Source organism: Ningiella ruwaisensis (assembly GCF_004798935.1).
Taxonomy (GTDB): Bacteria; Pseudomonadota; Gammaproteobacteria; order Enterobacterales; family Alteromonadaceae; genus Glaciecola; species Glaciecola ruwaisensis.
Window position 1 is genome coordinate 250,960 of the sequence record NZ_RAHT01000003.1, and the last position, 21,019, is coordinate 271,978.

At 44.1% G+C, this 21,019-nt stretch carries 20 protein-coding genes; 3 read left to right on the forward strand and 17 right to left on the reverse strand.

Translation table 11 applies throughout. From position 1 onward, the window contains the following. Positions 1-9 precede the first annotated feature (9 nt). The 10 genes from gspL to gspC form a co-directional block, all read right to left on the reverse strand. Positions 10-1,206, reverse strand: a complete 1,197-nt coding sequence (gene gspL, locus D6V41_RS07495; protein WP_136250865.1) for a type II secretion system protein GspL — start codon at positions 1,204-1,206, stop codon at positions 10-12. Positions 1,207-1,209: 3 nt separating this feature from the next. After that, a complete protein-coding gene (gene gspK / locus D6V41_RS07500) occupies positions 1,210-2,307 on the reverse strand; it encodes a type II secretion system minor pseudopilin GspK (protein ID WP_136250866.1) in 1,098 nt (365 codons plus the stop codon). A gap of 1 nt (position 2,308) precedes the next feature. Beyond that, complete coding sequence (gspJ, locus tag D6V41_RS07505) at positions 2,309-2,986, reverse strand: type II secretion system minor pseudopilin GspJ (protein WP_241664462.1); 678 nt, start codon at positions 2,984-2,986, stop codon at positions 2,309-2,311. Further along, on the reverse strand, positions 2,983-3,363 hold the full coding sequence (gene gspI, locus D6V41_RS07510) for a type II secretion system minor pseudopilin GspI (RefSeq protein ID WP_136250867.1): 381 nt from the start codon (positions 3,361-3,363) through the stop codon (positions 2,983-2,985). Before gspI ends, gspJ begins: the two co-directional genes overlap by 4 nt. Beyond that, entirely contained in the window at positions 3,360-4,025 is a 666-nt protein-coding gene (gene gspH, locus D6V41_RS07515) for a type II secretion system minor pseudopilin GspH (protein ID WP_136250868.1), read from the reverse strand. The genes gspI and gspH overlap by 4 nt, the downstream gene beginning before the upstream one ends. A gap of 87 nt (positions 4,026-4,112) precedes the next feature. Then, positions 4,113-4,529, reverse strand: a complete 417-nt coding sequence (gene gspG, locus D6V41_RS07520) for a type II secretion system major pseudopilin GspG (protein ID WP_136251169.1) — start codon at positions 4,527-4,529, stop codon at positions 4,113-4,115. 75 nt (positions 4,530-4,604) lie between these two features. Further along, a complete protein-coding gene (gene gspF / locus D6V41_RS07525) occupies positions 4,605-5,822 on the reverse strand; it encodes a type II secretion system inner membrane protein GspF (protein ID WP_136250869.1) in 1,218 nt (405 codons plus the stop codon). Beyond that, positions 5,822-7,309: a type II secretion system ATPase GspE gene (gene gspE, locus D6V41_RS07530; RefSeq protein ID WP_179952547.1), complete on the reverse strand. Its 1,488-nt coding sequence runs from the start codon at positions 7,307-7,309 to the stop codon at positions 5,822-5,824. The genes gspF and gspE overlap by 1 nt, the downstream gene beginning before the upstream one ends. Positions 7,310-7,407: 98 nt before the next feature. After that, entirely contained in the window at positions 7,408-9,423 is a 2,016-nt protein-coding gene (gene gspD / locus D6V41_RS07535; RefSeq protein WP_136251170.1) for a type II secretion system secretin GspD, read from the reverse strand. A 93-nt stretch (positions 9,424-9,516) separates the two neighbouring features. After that, a complete protein-coding gene (gspC, locus tag D6V41_RS07540) occupies positions 9,517-10,461 on the reverse strand; it encodes a type II secretion system protein GspC (RefSeq protein WP_136250871.1) in 945 nt (314 codons plus the stop codon). Positions 10,462-10,698: 237 nt separating this feature from the next. Between gspC and hslR the strand changes: the two genes are divergently transcribed. Then, positions 10,699-11,133, forward strand: coding sequence for a ribosome-associated heat shock protein Hsp15 (gene hslR / locus D6V41_RS07545; RefSeq protein WP_136250872.1), 435 nt, complete (start codon positions 10,699-10,701; stop codon positions 11,131-11,133). Positions 11,134-11,142: 9 nt separating this feature from the next. Beyond that, complete coding sequence (gene hslO, locus D6V41_RS07550) at positions 11,143-12,111, forward strand: Hsp33 family molecular chaperone HslO (protein ID WP_136250873.1); 969 nt, start codon at positions 11,143-11,145, stop codon at positions 12,109-12,111. 75 nt (positions 12,112-12,186) lie between these two features. Here the strand turns inward: hslO and envZ are convergent, their stop codons facing one another. The 3 genes from envZ to D6V41_RS07565 form a co-directional block, all read right to left on the reverse strand. Then, a complete protein-coding gene (gene envZ / locus D6V41_RS07555; protein ID WP_136250874.1) occupies positions 12,187-13,512 on the reverse strand; it encodes a two-component system sensor histidine kinase EnvZ in 1,326 nt (441 codons plus the stop codon). A 28-nt stretch (positions 13,513-13,540) separates the two neighbouring features. Next, complete coding sequence (gene ompR / locus D6V41_RS07560; protein ID WP_136250875.1) at positions 13,541-14,263, reverse strand: osmolarity response regulator transcription factor OmpR; 723 nt, start codon at positions 14,261-14,263, stop codon at positions 13,541-13,543. A gap of 91 nt (positions 14,264-14,354) precedes the next feature. Beyond that, positions 14,355-15,257 (reverse strand): phosphoribulokinase, encoded by a 903-nt coding sequence (locus D6V41_RS07565; protein WP_136250876.1) that lies wholly within the window; start codon positions 15,255-15,257, stop codon positions 14,355-14,357. 477 nt (positions 15,258-15,734) lie between these two features. Here D6V41_RS07565 and D6V41_RS07570 point away from each other — a divergent pair, with 477 nt between their 5' ends. Next, entirely contained in the window at positions 15,735-16,499 is a 765-nt protein-coding gene (locus D6V41_RS07570; protein WP_136250877.1) for a hypothetical protein, read from the forward strand. Positions 16,500-16,503: 4 nt separating this feature from the next. Here D6V41_RS07570 and purD read toward each other — a convergent pair whose 3' ends face one another. The 4 genes from purD to dusB form a co-directional block, all read right to left on the reverse strand. Continuing rightward, positions 16,504-17,784, reverse strand: coding sequence for a phosphoribosylamine--glycine ligase (gene purD, locus D6V41_RS07575; protein WP_136250878.1), 1,281 nt, complete (start codon positions 17,782-17,784; stop codon positions 16,504-16,506). 19 nt (positions 17,785-17,803) lie between these two features. Beyond that, positions 17,804-19,408, reverse strand: coding sequence for a bifunctional phosphoribosylaminoimidazolecarboxamide formyltransferase/IMP cyclohydrolase (gene purH / locus D6V41_RS07580; RefSeq protein ID WP_136250879.1), 1,605 nt, complete (start codon positions 19,406-19,408; stop codon positions 17,804-17,806). Positions 19,409-19,601: 193 nt separating this feature from the next. After that, positions 19,602-19,895: a DNA-binding transcriptional regulator Fis gene (gene fis / locus D6V41_RS07585; protein ID WP_136250880.1), complete on the reverse strand. Its 294-nt coding sequence runs from the start codon at positions 19,893-19,895 to the stop codon at positions 19,602-19,604. 35 nt (positions 19,896-19,930) lie between these two features. After that, on the reverse strand, positions 19,931-20,926 hold the full coding sequence (gene dusB / locus D6V41_RS07590; RefSeq protein WP_136251171.1) for a tRNA dihydrouridine synthase DusB: 996 nt from the start codon (positions 20,924-20,926) through the stop codon (positions 19,931-19,933). Between the last annotated feature and the right edge of the window lie 93 nt (positions 20,927-21,019).

A 21,019-nucleotide genomic window follows, 5' to 3' on the forward strand; every position in this document is an offset into this window, starting at 1 on the left:
TTCTTTCCCTTACCCTTTCACAACGATAACACCTACAACTTGCTCGCCCTGATTGTTGATTGCTCCTTGTTCTACTTCAAAACCCAAGGCTTGAATATCTCGCCTGAAGCGTTCAAGCGATTCAAAGTTATTAGCTACCGACTGCATGCGAAGCTCGGTTCGACTGGCATCATAGCGCAAGGTTTGAGGGCTTACGCCAGAGCTGGCAAAAGCGTCACTGAGCTGAGACATGATTGCCAGCATACTTAAGTCGCCACCAGCTTGCTCCAGTGCCGTCATTTTACGTTCAATAGCTAGCCGCGCATTTCGATACTGACCAATATCGGGAAAAGCTTGTGTGATCGTCTCTCGGATTTCTTGATTGATTGCGCTTCGCTGCGCCTTTAACTCATTCAGCTCTAGCGTTTTTGACACCAGATTCACGCTGAGCGCAACACCCGCTAAGATGGCAGCGATTTTCCACTTGTTCCAGGTAGCATTACCTTGGCGTTTAACCGCATACTTTCCCTGAAAAAGGTTTATGCTGGTATCGTTAATCGATTTGAGCATAAGCAACAGCGGAAGGTCATCATAATTATATTGACACTCAATATCAGATCCATCTGTTTGCTCAAGCCCATCAATATCTGAGTAACAATTCAGGGCTTTTTCTTCCAGTTTTGCTTTTTGTTTGATTAAATCAAGTAGCCATGCGGGTTCTCCGTCGGCACCAAAAAATGCATCAAATCGTGCAAGCAGAGTATCGTTTAACTGAACAAGACTGTAAGCATTTTCATGAACAGGTAAGCACAAAACATCGGGATATAGCTTTTGGCAGAATATGCCCGCATCATTGAAGACTCGTTGCCAATGTTCGATTTTTTCATGGGCTATGACTGCCACACTTTGCTTGTTATCAATTTTTTTGCCAAGGGCAACAAACTGAGCGTTGATATCACCGCAGATATCCTCTTCCAGCATAAATGGGATAGCACTTAATACTTTGCGAGAAGCATTTGGCGGTAATTCGACAGAACTAATAAAGGTATTTGACGCACACAGCAGTCCAATCACTTCGCTACTATCGGCACGCTCTTTTAAACTGGATAATTCTGCTGCGCTTGGCAGTTCGCCAGAGGCGATGATCTCTTGTTCGTCATCGTTATATACCAACCAGGGTACAGCCTGCTCAAGCTCACTTCCCAAGCGTAATATTAATCGTTGCACTCGCTAAAAGCCTCCAAACTCTCGCCTTACTACTCTAACGCCATTATCGCCGCTATCAACTTCAAATAATGTGACGAGTCTAAATCGTGCATCATTATACTTGGCTGTTGTACTTAACTGAAAATAACTGGTCTTAATGACAAACCACTCTAATTCTGCTGGCGTTAGGTTCAGCGCTGATACCGCCGGCAAGCTTCTAAAATCATCGACACTATTAAACCCCTCTGGCGGACGATTTGCAATAATCGTTTGCGCCGTATCGATGGTATCACCTAAAAGCGCAGCTAATACAGGGGCCTGCCTTTCAGTGACTGTGTTAACGTTTAGTCTCATGACCTGATCTGGCACCACACAAACCAAGGGTAATAATTCTTTCAGCCATCCGCTTTCGATACCCTCACTAACACCTTTAACCAATCTAAGCTCGGTTTTACTGGAAAGTGTATTATTTGCCGCTAAGTAGGGGGAGACAAGAGATTCATAATCTAAGTCTTCTGCACCATAGTTACTGGGATTGTCGTCCGCATCGAGCCAGTCGATAAGTGAATCGGTCACTGTATCAACCACAAAACTATCCTGCGCATAAAACTCCAGCAGGCGAGAAAATGCAATTTGACTGGGTAATCGATTCGCATTGTTTGGATTTTGTTGACGCTCCTGATTTACCGGTTGCGCGGCAAGTTCATCAGCAAGATTGGGATCATCGTCGTCAGAATTCTGTTCATCTGTATTGTTTCCTTGAGAGGGCGGAATGGCATTTACTGCATTGAGATTAAAGCAAGACTGCATATCGAATAATTCCGCTTTAATAGTCCCTCCGTCAACGGGATATTCAAAGGTTTGCGCCCAAGGCTGGCTCAAATTGATGTTGTCGTCACTCAGGGCAAGCAACTGAGAGATAGACTTGCGCGCAAACTCTTCTGCACCCAGTGCGTACCAATAAGCCTGATTATTATCCTTGATGTTTTGCGTGCGAATCACATTAAGCTGCAAACGTCCCATCATTTGTGTGGCAAGCACCACAACAAGCGCTACAATTAGCACAACCACCACCAAGGCTACGCCTTGCTGTTGTTTTTGATGTGGATACCTTGAATTCATGTTAAGCGCTCACAGCAAAAATGCGCTGAATATTGCCGTATTTGGCAGAACGAATACTTATCTTAAATGCCAGTGGCAATTCTGTGCTAACAACCGTTTCTTCCCATTCGAAATCATCGTCATCCCCGATTTGTCGTAAGACTTCCACTTTAAAGTCTTCGATGCCTTCAAGCAAAACGCGGACTTTTGGTTCCGTGCCTATGACAGAATCTACAAAATTGGTATGCAGACGCTGTAGCTGATTGTCTTGCAGACGATAAGCCACATTTTGCAACGAACTTCTTGGCAGCAATAACTGTGGGTTATGCCAGCCATTTCTCACAAAGCCAATTCCGTATGCGTCGCTTTCAAACTCATATTCACCGCCGGTGACGACCAATTCATTGTCTTGCCCTTGAATTCGCGGAACTCTGTCAACCATCTGCTGAAAGTCACGCTCTATAACTAACATGGCACGTTGCAAATTCTGCAGTTCTTCAAGTTCGGCATCAGAGAGCTCACTACTGCCAGTTACCTGACTCAACACTTGATTAGCGGCAAGGGCAATCAAGCCAAAAATAGCAATAGCGATGATTAACTCAACTAAGGTAAAGCCTTTTGCGAGGACAGTCTTTTTTATATTATTTTTTTTAATAGCGCGTGACGCCATGCGAGCGGGCAATAAAGCGGGGACAGTCATTCTTTTGCCATGTAGGTTGTGACACTCGTGATAGCCTGAGACAACTGCTCATCCTCATACACCGTGATACTGACTTGTAACAAATCATCGTCTGCAGTTTTAACGACCTGTTGCTGCCAATACCAGGTTCGATTGTTCATTTCTACTTCGCCACGTTCATCAGTTTCAGGGGGCCAGCGACGATTTGCCATCAGATTCGCTTTAGTAAGCTGATTATTGGCAACGTATGTGGCAAAAGTGATGTCCTGCAGCATACTTACAGAGCGAAGATGCTCTCCGGTGCTTTTAATAACAGCCGCTCCGGCAAGTGCAAATACCGCCAGCGCGACCATTATTTCCAGAAGTGTAAACCCAAGCTGGGCGTTTAAAGTTCTCATAAAGGTTCTGGCCCAACTCGTGTCAATGGTGGCACTTCGTCGCCTTGCAGTGCAAAGAAGAAAGGTGGATCATTTGAGAAAGGCTCATCGAAAATCAAACGTAATTCAAAGGGCGTGATTTCGCCGCTTGACAGAATGAGCACTTGAGGAGGTTCTGGCTCTATATCCTCTTCGTTTCCAATTTGTACACTATCCTCGCTGACGCTTAAGGTTTCATCAAATATGCGCGAGTCAAATAGACTGTCCTCTGATTGCCACTCTAAACCCTCAAGAGTGAGTTCAAGGGTGACGTGTTCCGGTAACTGCGTTTTAGAAAAGATGGCTTGGGTATCAATTGGCGACCATTTTTGCTCATCGTCTAGCGCGACAAACTCATAGCTCATTTCTTTATCATCAATGCGCAGACCAAGCTGCATTTGATTGAGCACGGCATAATCGCTTGCCATATCAAAAATCACTTGTAGACGACGAGTCTGCTCTTCTATTTTGTCCTGGGGATCTTCGCCAATAACGGTAAATGAAACGAGCGAAACAACCAGACCAATAATAAAAATCACAGCCAAAAGTTCAATCAGTGTAAAACCCTTGATTCGCTTTTGCTGACCCAGCGCCTGATAATCATTGATAAGCTGTGGCTTACTGGCGCTTAGCTGACTGTTCATATTTCTTTACTCACTTTGATAAACATCCAGCGAATATGTCATTGCGCTAGTCCAACACGCTATCTCATTGCGCTAGCCGAGCTACAGCTATAGGTAATCATTGATGTTCCAACTGCCAATATCATCCTCGGTACCATCAATACCATCGGGTCCGAAAGAATATACTTCGACCGGTTTGATTTCACCCGGGCTTAACAATACATAGTCATTGCCCCAAGGGTCTTTGGGAAGTCGGCTGATGAACCCACCTTCAGGATAGTTTTTTGGAATAGGTTCGATAGTTGGCATGGAAACCAAGGCTTCAAGACCTTGTTCGGTAGTAGGATAGCGACTTGCGTTTAAACGGTACATTTGCAAATTACTTTCCAGACTTTGAATATCAATGGCTGCTTTTTTTAATTCGGCAGCGGATTGTTGGCCGCCTACATTAGGGATAACCAAAGCCGCTATCATCCCAATGATAAAAATAACAATCATCACTTCAATCAGCGTAAATCCGCGCATGTTTGAAGGTGCTGCAATACGAGCTGCCGCAGTATTTAAACGAGACTGGGAACAAGACATCATAGTTACTTTCCTTTACATTCCAGCTAAATTATTTAGTTCAAGTATTGGCATGAGTATAGCCATTACAATAAAGAGCACAATGGCAGCCATCGATACAATTAATATTGGCTCAAAAATCTTTAAAGATATGCCAATTGTTGCTTCTAACTCCCGCTCTTGGTTATCAGCGGCTCGCGCCAGCATCTGCTGTAATTCGCCTGAGCGCTCGCCAGAGGCTATCATGTGCATCATCATCGGCGGGAATACGCGAGTTTTATCAAGAGCCGCCCTTAAACTAGAGCCTTCTTTGACGTGCACTGCAGCCTCCTGGACCAGATTTTGTAAATGTAAGTTTTCCAAAACATTACCCGCAATGCGCATCGATTCGAGCAAGGGCACAGAGCTTGCCGATAATATACTTAATGTTTGAGCAAAGCGGGCGGTGTTAGTTCCACGGGCAAGCTTACCAACAACAGGCAAAAAAAGAATTCGCTTATGCCAGGCTAGTTTAAAGCGCGGAATTTGCAGCACACGATTAATTAGTAAAATCAATACTGCCAATAATATTGCAGCAATCAGCCCATAAGCCTGAACGGCTTCGCTTAACCCAATCAAGATGCGCGTTATCAATGGGAGCTCTTGACCCATCGTGTCAAATTGCCCGACAATTTCAGGTACAACTACCGTCAATAGCATGATCACAACACCAAATGCTACAATTAACATCACGATGGGGTAAACCATCGCCTGCGTAATTTGACTCGACGTACGTTGTTTTTTTTCGGTGTAGTCTGCCAAACGATTCAACACGGTATCAAGATGTCCAGAACGCTCACCAGCGGCGACCATGGCTCTGAAAAGCGTATCAAATACGCGAGGGAAATCTCCCATGGCTTTTGCCAGACTATGCCCTTCTACTACTTTTGAGCGAACGGCCATCATCATATTTTTATATCTGGGCTTTTCACACTGCTCGGCTACCGCCAGTAAGGCTTCTTCAATCGGAAGCGCCGATTCAATAAGCGTTGCCATTTGGCGAGTGAGAAGCGCTAAATCTCCTGCTGAAATACCGGGCGTGAAAAGTGAGAAGGAGGGTTTGCTGGTTTTTTCTTCTGCAACCTTATTAACTTCAACCGGTATAAGCGCTTTTTCACGAAGTTGCTGACGTATTTGTCTGGCCGTATCGCCTTCCAATACACCTGTTTTATTTCGTCCGCGCGTGTCGAGCGCTTTGTAGGCAAAGGCTGGCATTACTCTTCTCTTGTCACTCGAAGCACTTCTTCCAAGGAAGTTATCCCTGTTAGCACCTTATCGCAGCCATCTTGACGAATAGATGGAGTAGACTTGCGAATATACTTTTCAATGGCTTGTTCGCCGCGCCCATCATGCATCATCTCGCGAACGGTTTCATCGACAATGAGTTGCTCGTGTATTCCGGTTCGCCCCCGATAGCCGGTATAGTTGCACTGAACGCATCCTTTAGGGTTATAAATTACCGCATCAGAACTTGCGGGAATACCCAAAATCTCCGCTTCGCGCAGCGATGGTGAATGAGGCGTTTTGCACTCCGGGCACAGCGTTCTAACGAGTCGCTGTGAGAGGACAGACAACAAACTGGAAGATAAAAGAAAGGGTTCGATACCCATATCTTCAAGTCGAGTTATCGCACCGGCAGCGGTATTAGTGTGTAGTGTTGATAAGACCAAATGCCCGGTTAAACTCGCTTGTACGGCAATCTGAGCCGTTTCAAGGTCACGGATTTCGCCCACCATCACCACATCTGGATCTTGACGTAATATCGCGCGCAAACCACGCGCAAAGGTCATGTCCACTTTAGTATTGACCTGTGTTTGGCCTATTCCTTCCAAATCGAATTCGATAGGATCTTCAACGGTCAATATGTTGCGGTCTTTCGAGTTAATTTCAGATAATCCGGCGTACAGTGTTGTACTTTTACCTGAGCCTGTGGGACCGGTTACTAGAATGATACCGTGAGGCTTTCGGATCAACGATGAGAAGTATTCCCGATTTTTTAAGGTCATGCCCAAATCTTCGAGATTTAAACGCGCGTTGTTTTTATCAAGTAATCGAAGCACCACACGTTCGCCATGACTTGATGGCATGGTCGACACCCTGACATCTACAGCTCGTCCGCCAATCCGAAGACTGATCCTGCCATCTTGCGGCACGCGTTTCTCGGCAATATCCATTTTTGACATGACTTTAATACGTGAAACCAGCATCGACGACATCTTGCGATTTGGGCGCAAAATTTCCCTTAAAACGCCATCTACCCGAAAACGCACAACTAACTGATTTTCAAAGGTCTCGATATGAATATCCGAGGCTCCTTCTTTAATCGCTTCGCCGAGCATCGCATTAATCAGCTTAATGATTGGTGCGTCATCTTCACTATCGAGAAGGTCTTCTGTATCGGGTAAATCTTCAGCAAGTGCGAACAAATCACTTTCATTACCCAAATCTTCCATTAATTGTTTCGCCTCAGAAGAATCCCTTTGGAATGAATCTGTCAGTACCTGTTCAAAAGCATTATCGTCAAGCAGTTTTAGCATAATCGGTTCGTCCACATAGCGGCGTACCTCGGCAATGCTTTTAAGATGCGTTTGCTGGGTATAAAAGAGTGTTAAAGGATCGGTATCCAAGCCGAGTAAGACTTTATGCCTTTTTGCAAACGAAAAGGGGACTTGCGCACCGTAGGCTTCATCCTCATCAGGCATGGCTTGAGCAGTTGCCTCTAGCTCTGCCTGGTGCAAATCATCATTATGAGGCGCTTGGCTGTGCGCATCTTGGTCAAGTTTGTCTAGAGGCTCCTGCATCAGTTTTGTTCCGCTTTTTTCTTCTCGAGCAGGTACTCTTCAAACGATGGCGGAAGCGTCAATTTATCATCCCACGCCGGTAAATCTGGGCCATCAGTATATGGCATCAAGGGTATACCTTGAGATTGACGATCGAGCTGCTGAGCGCGAATATAATTATATTTTCGATGACTGATTTCGTTCATGGTCACGCCATCTCGAACAATCGTTGGACGTAAAAAAACCATAAGATTGCGCTTTCGCTTGCTGGTGGAAGTCGTTTTAAACAAGTGTCCAAGAATGGGTATATCGCCTAACAAAGGCACCTTAGATACACTCTCTTGGACGTCATCGTCAATTAGACCGCCTAGCACAATGGTGCCGCCATCATCTACAATCACAGTGGTTTTGATTTCGCGTTTGTTGATTGAAATATCAACGGAAGTGGCACCGCTTACGCTTGATACTTCCTGCTCAATGGTCATTTGAACCGCGTCACCTTCATTGATTTGAGGCGTGACTTTTAGTTTTATACCAACTTCTTGACGTTCAACCGTTTGAAAAGGGTTTGAATTGTTCGCACCGGTTGTTGTGCCAGTGATGATCGGCACTTCCTGCCCGACGATGAAAAATGCTTCCTCATTGTCCATGGTCGTCAGATGCGGTGTCGCTAAAATATTTGAGTTTGTGTCGTTACTGACGGCCTGAACTACTGCTCCCCAGCCGTTTTCAATTACGCCCGCTATCAAGCCATTCGCGCCGCCTAGTAGCTGTGCAAGTGGAGTTAAATTCCCCTCAATGGTTTCCTGAGTTTCTACGGGAACGCCATTTGCTGAAGTTGTGGTTCTTGTAACGGTTCTATCTTCTGCTTCACGTAGCGCAACGCCAAGCGAGCCAACGGGAATTACGCCATTAGTGAACTGCGTTCCACCGCCGTCTTCAGAGACCCACTGAACACCTAGTGTGACGCCATCACTTTCAAGCACTTCAACGATGATAGCCTCCACCTGAACCTGTGCACGGCGAACGTCTAGTTGCCGAATTACCTCCTCAAGTGAGCGCATCATATCCGGTTCTGCGGTTATGACTAGAGAATTACTATCTTCGTGAGCATCAATACTGACATCTCGATTTCCGTTAGCACCTCTGCGCTGTGTTTGTGCCTGTCCCTGACCCTCTGCCTGGATTGTTGCACTCACACCTTGTAATACCTGGACTAAATCTTCTGCTTTTGCATAATTTAAAAAGATAACGCGAGTGTTACCGCTGGATTCTAACTCCTGATCCATGCGCTCAATTAGATTGATAAGTCTTTGGCGCGCTTTAACATCCCCACTAACAATTACTGAGTTGGTGCGATCATCTGCGACTATTCGGGGTGGCGCCTTACCTCCAGCTGCTTGTTTACCCGCTGAATTGTTTATACTTTCGATGATGCGGACCATTTCTGATGCTGAGGCATATTTTAATTTGATTACCTCAACCTCTTCATCACCGGCCTGATCCACTCGCTCAATTAATTCAACAAGGCGATTAACTACAGCGGCGCGCCCAGTAAGCATCATTACGTTGGATGGGTCGTGACTGACAACGTTGCCTCCCCCTTGCTGATCATTTAGCTGTCGCAAAATGGGGGCGAGCTCTCTTACCGGCACATTATAAACCGGAACCACGCGGGTGATCATTTCATCGCCATCAAAACGCGTGCCTTCAACTACCGGAATATTTGACGATTTAGCGTCCTTTGAGCGCACCACTTTTAGTATACCATTCGGCATCTCAACAACAGCAAAATCATAGACTTGCAAAACGTTTAAAAAGAACTGGTAATACTGTTCTTCAGTAAGTAAATCGTAGCTTCTGATGCTTATTTTTCCGCGGACATTCGGATCGACAATAATGGTCTTTCTTAAATTTTTACCGACGATGTTGATAAATTCAGTTATCTCAGTGTTTTTAAAATTAGGCTGGTATTCGGCAGCATAGGCTTGACCATTACTAAGCCAAGTGGTGGACAAAGAAGCAAGCGACACCATTAGCGTAATGCCGAACGCGAAACTCAGGCCCGCTCGGAGCTGGCGAAAACTCAATTTAGGCTCCGGTTTTTTCATAAATATACTACCTTCATATTATTCATCCCTTGGAATATCTAAGCTTAGCGAGATGTATTCATCGTTTCTGATGACTTCTAAATCCAATGTGCTAGCATCATTAAGCAGGGTAACGGCTTCGCTTGCCTGTGCATTATCTGATAAATCGTATCCATTTAGTTCAATGACCACATCACCGTCTTTAAGCCCAATATCATTGAATAAAGCCGGATCTTTGCCCGGCGAGACGCGATAGCCCAAGATCATGCCATCTTCCTGATACGGTAATAAGCGGATGTAGTCAGTGAAGCTGGCAGGTTCAGCGCGTAGCTTTTCTTGTACTTGCCTAAATTGACTGGCTCGTGGATTCGCTGCAACGCTTCCTCCACGCGAGGCAACAGTTTGTGGAGTTTGGCTTTGCCCGCTTTCAATTGGCGCATTTTGCTCTCGTAGCCGATTTGCTTCCTCAAAATCCAGGCCCTCCAGCATCAGCGTCTCGCGCGTGGCACGATTTTTTATGATCACCCGGTCAGCATATATTTCATCGAGCGTCACTTGCGTGCCTTCAATTTTATCACCAATGCCATAGGTGTTTTGATTGTTTCTATATTCGATAACGGCGGCCCCGCCATTTTCTGCAGTGCTGGCGACAACGCCCGATAGTACTAAGTTTAGTTTAGTTTCAGGAGCGTCAGTTACTTCCTGTACTTCAACAGGTTTTGCGCTGGCATCGCCAAAAAGATTTAAGGCAAGGAGTTTATCAAGGTTGGTTTTATTTGATTGCGTCCCAATGTTGCCACTTACGGACAGGTTTTGTTCAAAACGGGTGGCAAGCTCAGGTTGAGGAAGTATGCGCCAAGTTAGTTTTGCTGCGAGCGATACCAGATACAAACTAAGAATAATGACAATCATCAAAATGATTTTTTGATCGTTTTCTTGATAAAATCGGCTTACAGGCGTTAATACACGCGTTTCGAGTGTCATTGCTTCTCAATTCAAACTGGCTTACTTCATTTTAGGAGTGTAATCATAGCTAGTGTAGCGATGATGAACAATAGCCACAGGCATTTGTTATAAAAATTTTATAGCTTTGTGACCATCATTTTTAACAAAAGTGCATTAAAATCGATGATATAAAGTGCTTTGGACTATCTAATCTGTATTTATAAGCGTAGTAAGTAAAAACTAAAGTGAATCACAGAATATGCGAGCCTAACCGAAATGAGCAATAAAGCGAAACCTCAAAAAACGCCACAGAAAGGACAGACAAGTTCGCAACTTGCAGGCGTCCGCTTGGATAAGTGGGTATGGGCGGCGCGCTTTTGTAAAACCAGAAGTTTGGCGCGGGATTTAATCGCTGCAGGGAAGATTACTTATAATGGACAACGAGCTAAACCTAGCCGTATTGCTGAGGCAGGAGCAGTAGTAAAAATCCCGGCAGGTTTTGACGTAAAAACCGTCGTTATAGAAAAAGTTGAAGAGAAGCGGCAATCTGCTCCGCTTGCACAACAAATGTACACAGAAACGCAGGAGAGTATTGAGCTTAGAGAAAGAAATGCAGAAGCAAGAAAATTAAGCGCGTTTCACAGTCCAAAACCTGATAGTCGACCTGATAAGAAGCAGCGCAGACAAATTATTAAATTTAAACACCAATAAGGTACTTCAATGACAGATTCACTTTCTCGATTTTTATTTGAGAAGCGCGCCGTGAGAGGCGAAATTGTTCAGTTAGAAAAAAGTTATCAACAGATCCTCGCCTCATATCAGTATCCTGCACCCATTGCCAGATTACTTGGAGAACTGATGGCCGCAGCAAGCTTATTAACAGCGACTTTGAAATTTAAAGGCGAAATCGCACTTCAGATCCAAAGTGAAGGCCTAGTAAAATATGCCGTAATAAACGGTACACACGAACAAAAGCTCAGAGGCGTGGCGCGCTGGGATGAAAGCGTTAGTGACTTGCCCAATGATTTTCAGTCTTTATTCAAAAAGGGCGTGTTAGCCATAACATTGGCGCCATTTGATGGAGAACGATATCAGGGAGTGGTGGCGCTTGATCAGGAAAGCTTAGCCGCTTGCCTGGAAAATTATTTTTTGCAGTCTGAGCAACTGCTTACAAAAGTGTATTTGAGCACGCGAATCAACTCTCAAACTTCTGAAACAAATGCGTTGGGGACAGACAATAGTCGAGCGTCTGGAAATGCGTCGGGGACAGACAATAATCTAGCGTCAGGCATGCTTTTACAAATCGTACCCCAGACTAGCGAAACCTATCAGGCAAGTGAAAACAAGGACTTTGAAGATCTGAGCGTACTTGCCAACACAATTACTGATGAAGAATTACTGGGCTTACCTGCTCAAGAAATTATACGTCGATTATTTCATGAAGAAGATGTCAGGTTATACCAGCCGCAAGAGGTGGTATTTGAGTGTGATTGCTCGAAGGCGAGAAGTGCTCAAGCCTTGAGAAATGTGCCTAAATCGGAGCTTTTACAGATAGTTCAAGAAGATGGCGAGATAAAAATGAACTGTCAGTTTTGTCATACTGAGTATCGATTCGATGCCGTGGATGTAGAAAACATTCATGCGGACAACTTTAGTGCATTTACTGAAGCGGGAACGATCAAGCATTAATCGAATGTTTGGGGACAGACATCTTAGAAATGATTGAGGAGGACGGAGTTTGGCAGAGTGGTAGAGGACAGTCTTTTAAATAGACTTCGATTTCCGCTGGATAGGCTTATAATGCACCTGCAGCTTAAATCCAGCTACCAACCCTCCATCCTTGTGATTATAGAAAGTCATTTGTCCATCATGGCTTTCGATTATTCGTTTTGTAATTGCCAAGCCTAATCCAGAGCCACTAGTTCCTCGCGCTCGATCTCCTTGCGCAAAGGGGTTGAAGAGCATTTCAATCTGACTGTCCTCTATACCTTGGCCGAAATCCCTTATCGCACAAAACACTTTGCCTTCTTTTTCCAGATATTTGGTAATAATTTCTATATTTTGGCTTCCATATTTAAAAGCATTTTCTATTAAGTTTTCAAGCACTCGCTTGATACCGACTGTTCTTAATTTTAGGAAGGGGATTTCGCTAAGTTGTAAATTAATTTTGTGACTGTCCTCAATAGCATGGGCGTCCACCAGGTCTTTGATCAAATCGTTCAGATTTCTGGTTTCGAGATTTTCCTGTTGATCTTGCCGAGCATAGTCGATGAATTGATCAATAATCGCATTCATATCATCAATGTCGTGCTCAATTCCATCTTTCACCCAAGCTTGCTCATCCGGCAGCATTTCACTGGCAAGCCTTATTCTCGTTAAAGGAGTTCGAAGGTCGTGAGATATGCCAGCCGTCATCAAAATTCTATCACTTTCCAGCTGTTTTATGTTTTGTGACATACTATTAAATGCTTTAGTAACAGCAACTATTTCAGTACTGCCTTCAAGTGCCAAGGGCTCTGGAAACTGGCCGCGACCAACTTTTCTAGCCGCGCCTTGTAAAGCTTGCAAAGGACGATTAAGGCGTCTGACAAACAACCATCCTCCAAGCACGCTCAAGCCTCCGATTACGATAAAATACATAGTGAGTGGAGACAATTCTTCTTCGCCAATGCCCACTAGTGGTATAGATATCCAAGTGTTTTTATCTTTAAAAGGTTTGATCCAAATAATGTACTGTTTACCGGTCTTTATGCGAATTTCAATTTCATCTTCTAGTTGCTCTGACACGCTGTTTGCCATAAACCCATAAAATGTTGCACTACTTAAACCGGCATGCATGGCAGTTGTCTCTGTGTGGAAGCGAATTCCTGTTTTCTGGAATAGCTCGTCTTTATCTTTTTCAGAAAGACTGTCCACATCTGTGATTAAAAGCGTGGCAACCTGATTAGCCACGAGTGTGTTGATCTGATTATAACTGGGTGTGATGAAATAGTGAGTAATTGAAAAGTATGAGACTATCTGGTTGGCAAGTAGCAATAGTCCTATGAGTACAACCGTCTGCGAAAAGGTTGATTGTGGAATAAAACGCATCAGATGGTTCGAGTCACGTTATTTGCATTTACGCAGGCGTTCCATCTGGCACAAAGACATAGCCTAAGCCCCATACAGTTTGAATGTATCGAGGATTTGTTGGGTCTTCTTCTAACATTCGTCTTAGTCTTGATACTTGCACATCAATGCTTCTTTCAAGCGCACTATAGTCTCTTCCTCTCGCCAGGTTCATCAGCTTATCGCGAGAAAGCGGTTCCCGCGGGTGGGTGACCAAGGATTTCAAAACAGCAAATTCGCCGCTCGTAAGCGTCAACGGTTTACCATTGTCAGTCATTTCACGAGTCGCCAGGTTTAACTCATAGGTACCGAATTTAACACGTTGCTCGGCCTGCGACGGCGCACCGGGGGCCTCATTTGTTTTACGTCTAAGTACAGCTTTAGCTCGCGCAAGTAATTCTCTGGGATTGAAGGGCTTAGGAAGATAGTCATCTGCTCCCATCTCAAGTCCGATGATGCGGTCTACCTCATCTCCTTTCGCAGTCAGCATGATAATTGGAATTTCATTTTTTTGTTGCCTGAGTCTACGGCAAATAGAGAGGCCATCCTCATCAGGGAGCATAAGATCTAAAACAATCAGATGAAAATTCTCACGTTCAAGTAGTCTGTCCATTTGCTCTGCGTTAGCGGCACTTCTTACTTGAAAGCTTTGCTCGACCAGATAGCGTTCGAGTAACGAGCGCAAACGCATATCATCATCTACAACGAGTATTTTTGTTGTTTCTTGTCTCATGGCACCCATCCAAAGCTAGAGTTTAGAGTATAACTCAGGCCGTTTAAATATTCCTACACGCTAGGTGTGACAGAGTGTTACAAGTTGTAAATTAACTATCTGCCACCCAATCCATTTGATAGCCTGCCCGGCGTTTTTTATCCATTAATTCTTCTATTAATGGTGTGAGAATAAGTTCCATTGCCAGTCCCATTTTCCCGCCAGGCACAACAATCGTGTTAACCCGGGACATGAATGCTCCGTCTATCATTTGCAGTAAATAGGTAAAATTAACATTTTTCATTTCCCGTCTAAAACGAACGACAACAAAACTTTCGTCTTGAGAAGGAATTTCTCGAGCGCTAAAGGGGTTTGATGTGTCGACTGTAGGGACGCGCTGAAAGTTAATATGCGTGCGAGAAAATTGAGGCGTGATAAAGTGAAAATAATCATCAAGGCTTCTGACAATGCTGCTCATCACCGCATCCCGAGAATGTCCTCGGTCGGTGGTATCGCGGACAATCTTTTGGATCCATTCCAAATTCACGATCGGAACCATGCCTACCAATAAGTCGACATAGGAGGCTGCATCGATTTCCTCGGTTCGCACTCCGCCATGTAGTCCTTCATAAAATAACAAATCGGTATTTTCAGGTAAGTCCTGCCACGGAGTGAATGTCCCCGGCATTTGATTAAAGGGAACCGCGTCATCGAATGTATGAAGATATTGTCTAAATTGACCGCTGCCAGATTCGCTGTACTGTTTAAAAAGGGTCTCAAGAAGCTCAAAATCGTTTGCTTTAGGACCAAAGTAGCTTATGTGCTTTCCTTGCTCTTGCGCTTTTCGTATCTCGACTTCCATCTCTGGTCGCGTGAAACGATGAAAGCTGTCTCCTCCAACAGAGGCAGCATTGATGTCCAGGTTTCTAAAGATATGCCTGATTGCATTTGTTGTTGTAGTAGTTCCTGCGCCGGAACTACCTGTAATGGCGATTATTGGATGTTTGACAGACATAAGGTTCACATTAAGTGGGAATAGCTCTTTTATAAGCAAGAGCTTTGCGTTAATCAAGGCTTTTCTTGAAAGGTCTTAGAAACCTAATCTTTGGGGACAGACATTTTTATCGCTAAATCCTTAAACACAAATTTCCAAGAATCTTCGAGGACACACATTTTCTGCAACAGGTTTTATTGAAAGTATTTTTCTAAAAAGTTCTAAAAAGGACAGTCTTTCGAGCGCCTCTTTTATTCGTTGATAGAATGTCTAAACAGAAATCATAAAAAAACCATCTTTTGTGCAGTTAAAATAGAATCGCGGAGTGTTTATCTTATGGTTATGACATATCCACGTAAATTAATAGTTGATTCGAAGGTAACGCCATTTTACCACTGCATCTCTAGATGCGTTCGGCGAGCTTTTTTGTGCGGTTTTGACGCGCGTACAGGGCAAAGTTATGAACACAGAAGAAAATGGGTCGAACAAAGAATACTGTTGTTATCTAAACATTTTTGTGTCGATGTTTATGCGTACGCTGTCATGCACAACCATACTCATTTGGTACTTAGAATCAATTCTGCTGAGGCCAAGAGTCTCTCAAATGAAGAAGTTCTGAAGCGTTGGGGCAGCATTGCCAGTCTGCCCGAGAGTGTGAAAACCTACCTCAAATCACTCAATCAAGAACATTTACCGAAGCAAGTTCCATCCTGCATTCAGTATTATTCAGATTTATATCGAGAACGACTTGCAAGCATTAGTTGGTTTATGCGCATCTTAAATCAATACATCGCGAAAAGAGCGAACAAGGAAGACAACTGCACTGGACACTTCTGGGAGGGAAGATTCAAATCTCAAGCGCTCATTGGCGAAAAGGCTGTCCTGGCATGCATGGCCTATGTTGATTTAAATCCCGTAAGAGCTGGCGTAAGCACCTGCCTAAACAGTTCATTTTATACAAGCCTCTGCAATCGGATGCGTAACACGAAAATTAAATATATGAAGCCCTTTAACTCTAGACGAGAGAAAAATTCATTTTTAGATTCGATTTTATTAAAGGATTATCTTTCAGGCCTTGAAAAGCGGATACTATTTGGAGATCCCAAAGTAAGTCACCGTGGTCAGAACAAACAGGATATTTTTGAAAGAGAAAATAGCATCAGATCGTTAACTTACGTGGTTGGGGATAAGCCGAGGGTTAAAGCGTTTCGCCATTCGGTTAGGAAACGCTATTTAGAAAGTTTAAGCAGTCATTTCGGTTAAAAAACTAATCGCGCCCAATTGCTCGATGAGCAATGTCATTTCTGTAAAACATTCCATCCCAAGATATCTGCTTCACAAGCTTATAGGCTTTTTGTTGCGCCTCTTCAATGGACTCACCTAATGCAGTCGCGCAAAATACGCGCCCACCTGCCGTTTTTATGTCATTTCCATCTATTACTGTGCCGGCGTGAAAGACTTTACCTAACGAAACGTCCATTTCTTCCAAGCCATTTATTGTGTGTCCTTTTTGATAGGAGTTTGGATATCCACCAGCGGCCATAACGACACCCACAGCGGGTCTATCATCAAAGGCTATTTGAGCGTTATCTAATTTTCCTTTGCATGCGAGGACACACAATTCAACTAAATCAGACTTCAATCGCATCATAATAGGCTGCGTTTCAGGATCGCCAAAGCGACAGTTATATTCGATGACCTTTGGATTCCCTGTACTATCAATCATAAGACCTGCATAAAGAAATCCCTTATAGGGCATACCGTCATGTTTCATACCTTGCACAGTGGGTATAATCACTTCGTTCATAATTCGATTATGAATATCTTTAGTAACGACAGGTGCAGGAGAATATGCGCCCATTCCTCCTGTGTTGGGGCCTTCATCGTTATCATATGCGCGTTTATGGTCTTGGCTTGTGGCAAAAGGCAGAATATTCTCGCCGTCCACCATAACGATAAAACTTGCCTCCTCACCGGTAAGAAATTCTTCAATTACCACTCGACTGCCTGCGTTTCCGAATTTATTGCCAGAGAGCATGTCTTCCACTGCTTCGATAGCAGTGTCCTCATCCATAGCTACAATCACTCCTTTACCGGCTGCGAGACCATCTGCCTTCACTACAATAGGAGCTCCTTTGTCTTTTATGTAATTTGTTGCTTGAAGACTGTCCTCAAAAGTAGCGTAGTCAGCGGTTGGTATATTATGTTTTTCCAAAAATTGCTTAGTAAACGCCTTGGAACCCTCTAATTGAGCTGCTGCCTGCGATGGTCCGAACACCATTAAACCATTTGCCTCAAACAGATCGACCAGACCAGCAACTAAAGGCGCCTCAGGGCCCACTATAGTTAGGTCAATATGATGCTTTAATGCAAAATCCAAAAGCGCTTGACTGTTGTCGCTGCTGATATCAACATTTTCAAGTGAGGGTTCGAGCTCTGTACCCGCATTGCCTGGTGCTACAAATACTTGCGTAACCAGTGGTGATTGAGAAGCTTTATAAGCTAATGCGTGCTCACGTCCGCCGTTACCGATGATTAAGACTTGCATTGATGACTGTCCTCGACTTTTAGTGTTTGAAATGACGCATTCCGGTAAATACCATCGCAATGCCATGCTCATCAGCAGCTGCAATGACTTCTTCATCTCGCATTGAGCCGCCAGGCTGAATTACCGCTACAATTCCTGCTTCAGCGGCTGCATCTATGCCGTCTCTAAACGGAAAAAAAGCGTCTGAAGCCATAACACAACCTTTTACTTCAAGATTTTCATCGGCTGCTTTGATACCTGCAATTTTTGCAGAGTAGACGCGGCTCATTTGTCCCGCACCTACGCCAATTGTCTGTCCATTTTTAGCGTAAACGATCGCATTCGATTTCACATACTTAGCTACCTTCCATGTAAATAGAAGATCTGAAAGTTGCTCCTCGCTTGGTTTTTTCTTAGTGACCACTGTAAGGTCACTTGTATCAACCATTCCGAAATCGCGCTCCTGAACTAAGAGCCCGCCATTTACGCGTTTCATATCTAATCCTTCCGTTAACTGTCCTCGCCAGTTACCGCACTCAAGCACTCTTACATTTTGCTTAACGGCAAGTACGTCTATGGCATCAGCACTCACACGTGGAGCAATAATAACCTCGACGAATTGCCGTGAAATAATCATTTCTGCAGTTTTTGCATCGAGCGTTTGATTAAAAGCGATTATCCCGCCAAAGGCTGAGGTTGGGTCAGTTTGATAAGCAAGATCATAGGCATTGCCAATGCTGTCAGATACCGCGACACCGCAAGGGTTAGCGTGTTTTACAATAACGCAGGCTGGCTGTTCAAACTCTTTAACGCATTCTAAAGCGGCATCTGTGTCTGCAATATTGTTGAACGATAGCGCTTTTCCTTGAAGCTGTTTGGCACTTGAAACAGACGCTTCTTGTATGTCCTCTTCAACATAAAATGCAGCATTTTGGTGGCTGTTCTCACCATAGCGTAAATCTTGTTTTTTCTTAAACTGCATATTAATAGTGCGAGCAAAACCGGTGTGTTGTTCGTTGCAGTCGTCATTGCATTCATGCGAACTATTTTCTAGTTGAAGACCAAGATAATTGGCAATCATTCCGTCATACTGAGCAGTATGCTCAAATGCCTTAACAGCCAAGTCAAAGCGCGTTTTAAAACTTACTCCCTGCGATTCATTTGCAAGTTCTTTTAAAATTTTACTGTAGTCTGTTGGGTCTACAACAATCAAAACATCTTTGTGATTCTTTGCGGCTGCCCGAACCATCGTGGGTCCGCCGATATCAATATTCTCGATCGCATCTTCCAAAGTGCAGTCTTCGCTGGCTACGGTTTTGGCAAACGGATAAAGATTAACTACGACCAAATCGATTGGCGCAATCTCATGTTTCTCCATGACTCTTGTATCGACATCACGCCTACCGAGGATACCCCCATGGATTTTAGGATGAAGCGTTTTCACTCGTCCGTCCATGATTTCTGGATGTCCTGTATGTTCACTCACGTCTTTAACCTGGATGTCGTTTTGCCTAAGGAGGCTTGCGGTCCCGCCAGTGGATAACAGTTCTACGCCCTGCTCAGCAAGCGCCTTGGCAAATTCAACAATGCCGGTTTTATCAGAAACGCTTAATAGCGCACGCTTAATTGAAGTGTGTGATTGCATGAATATCTCTATTGTGTTCAGCCGAAAAGATGACTGTCCTCGAATTCAATTCTGCTTTTTGTTTATAAAGAAATAAACAACTGGGTGCTAGCCTCAAACAAAATGTGAAAAAGAAGACTGTCCAAATTTGGGCAGGGATAATAACAAAAAAGAGCGCTGAAAGGCGCTCTTTTTTACTCAACAGGGTGTTTTTTTAACCTAAACCATACTGTTTAAGTTTTTTGCGTAATGTTCCGCGGTTTATACCCATAAGATTCGCAGCACGAGTTTGGTTGCCACGAGTATAGGTCATCACTTCTTCTAACAAAGGCGCTTCAATTTCGGCCAGAACCAACTCATACAGGTTGTCGATATCCTGATTGTTGAGTTCTTTTAAGTACTTGTTGACGGCTTGTTTTACCGAAGAACGAAGCGGTTTTTGCGCTTGAGCTTGGGTAGGTGTTGTAACGGTTGTCGTAAAAGGTGATGTAAGATTCTGATCAAACATAATAATCAACTGCTCTCTTATTAATACTTATAATACTAAGCTACGAAATTCATCAATGTAGACTGATTTTGTAGCGCTGAAAAATATTCATTTAAGGCATTAAGTTGTGCTTCTGCACTTTCTAATGCATTAAATGAGCGACGAAATCCCCTGTTTTCGTCATGGGCGGTAAGATACCAACCCACATGCTTGCGTGCGATCCTAACGCCAGTAAACTCTCCATATAGTGCATATAGCCCCTTTAAATGCGCAACTAAGACTCTAGCTTGTTCATTTAAATCGGGCTTGGCAAGCCGCTTTCCTGTTTCCAAAAAATATTCGATTTGTCTGAATATCCAAGGATTTCCTTGCGCTGCCCTGCCTATCATCACGCCATCGGCTTCAGTAAATGCCAAAACCCGGCTGGCGTCGTGTTCGTTTCTAATATCGCCATTGGCAATCACTGGAATTGTGATCGACTGTTTAATCTTTTTTATAGTTGTGTATTCTGCAAAACCATTAAAGGCGCACTTGCGCGTTCTGCCGTGTATTGTTAAAGCCTGAACACCCGCATCCTGTGCTATTTTGGCTATCCTTTCAGCATTTTTGTGCTGAAGGTCCCAACCAGTGCGGATCTTTAAGGTAACCGGAACCTCGACAGCATTGACAACTGCATTCAAAATACGCTGAACGAGCCCTGGATCTTGCAAAAGCGCCGAGCCAGCCAACTTTTTATTTACCTTCTTCGCCGGACAACCCATATTGATGTCAACGATTTGTGCACCGTTATCAACATTCATTTGGGCCGCCTGCGCCATCAGTTCAGGTTCGCTCCCAGCTATCTGTACCGAACGAATACCTGACTCTCCGTCATGGTTCATCCGACTCATGGACTTTTCGGTTTGCCATACCCTAGGGTTGCTAGACAACATTTCAGAAACGGCTAATCCCGCACCCATTTGACGACAAAGTTCCCTGAAAGGGCGGTCGGTAATGCCCGCCATTGGCGCAAGTATCAGATTGTTTGATAATCGATATGGACCTATCTGCAATTGACGCTTCATACGCTTACTTTGTTCGCCCTATTCTCAGGGCGGCGTATACTACGTTTTTTTAAAGCGTTTGAAAAGGCTAATTTTTAGACA

Excerpts from the sequence above, each read along its gene's own strand:
- gspK (WP_136250866.1), bottom strand. The coding sequence starts at position 2,307 with ATGAATTCAAGGTATCCACATCAAAAACAACAGCAAGGCGTAGCCTTG.
- gspJ (WP_241664462.1), bottom strand. The coding sequence starts at position 2,986 with ATGACTGTCCCCGCTTTATTGCCCGCTCGCATGGCGTCACGCGCTATT.
- gspI (WP_136250867.1), bottom strand. The coding sequence starts at position 3,363 with ATGAGAACTTTAAACGCCCAGCTTGGGTTTACACTTCTGGAAATAATG.
- gspH (WP_136250868.1), bottom strand. The coding sequence starts at position 4,025 with ATGAACAGTCAGCTAAGCGCCAGTAAGCCACAGCTTATCAATGATTAT.
- gspG (WP_136251169.1), bottom strand. The coding sequence starts at position 4,529 with ATGCGCGGATTTACGCTGATTGAAGTGATGATTGTTATTTTTATCATT.
- gspF (WP_136250869.1), bottom strand. The coding sequence starts at position 5,822 with ATGCCAGCCTTTGCCTACAAAGCGCTCGACACGCGCGGACGAAATAAA.
- gspE (WP_179952547.1), bottom strand. The coding sequence starts at position 7,309 with ATGCCTGATGAGGATGAAGCCTACGGTGCGCAAGTCCCCTTTTCGTTT.
- gspD (WP_136251170.1), bottom strand. The coding sequence starts at position 9,423 with ATGGTGTCGCTTGCTTCTTTGTCCACCACTTGGCTTAGTAATGGTCAA.
- gspC (WP_136250871.1), bottom strand. The coding sequence starts at position 10,461 with ATGACACTCGAAACGCGTGTATTAACGCCTGTAAGCCGATTTTATCAA.
- hslR (WP_136250872.1), top strand. The coding sequence starts at position 10,699 with ATGAGCAATAAAGCGAAACCTCAAAAAACGCCACAGAAAGGACAGACA.
- hslO (WP_136250873.1), top strand. The coding sequence starts at position 11,143 with ATGACAGATTCACTTTCTCGATTTTTATTTGAGAAGCGCGCCGTGAGA.
- envZ (WP_136250874.1), bottom strand. The coding sequence starts at position 13,512 with ATGCGTTTTATTCCACAATCAACCTTTTCGCAGACGGTTGTACTCATA.
- ompR (WP_136250875.1), bottom strand. The coding sequence starts at position 14,263 with ATGAGACAAGAAACAACAAAAATACTCGTTGTAGATGATGATATGCGT.
- D6V41_RS07565 (WP_136250876.1), bottom strand. The coding sequence starts at position 15,257 with ATGTCTGTCAAACATCCAATAATCGCCATTACAGGTAGTTCCGGCGCA.
- purD (WP_136250878.1), bottom strand. The coding sequence starts at position 17,784 with ATGCAAGTCTTAATCATCGGTAACGGCGGACGTGAGCACGCATTAGCT.
- purH (WP_136250879.1), bottom strand. The coding sequence starts at position 19,408 with ATGCAATCACACACTTCAATTAAGCGTGCGCTATTAAGCGTTTCTGAT.
- fis (WP_136250880.1), bottom strand. The coding sequence starts at position 19,895 with ATGTTTGATCAGAATCTTACATCACCTTTTACGACAACCGTTACAACA.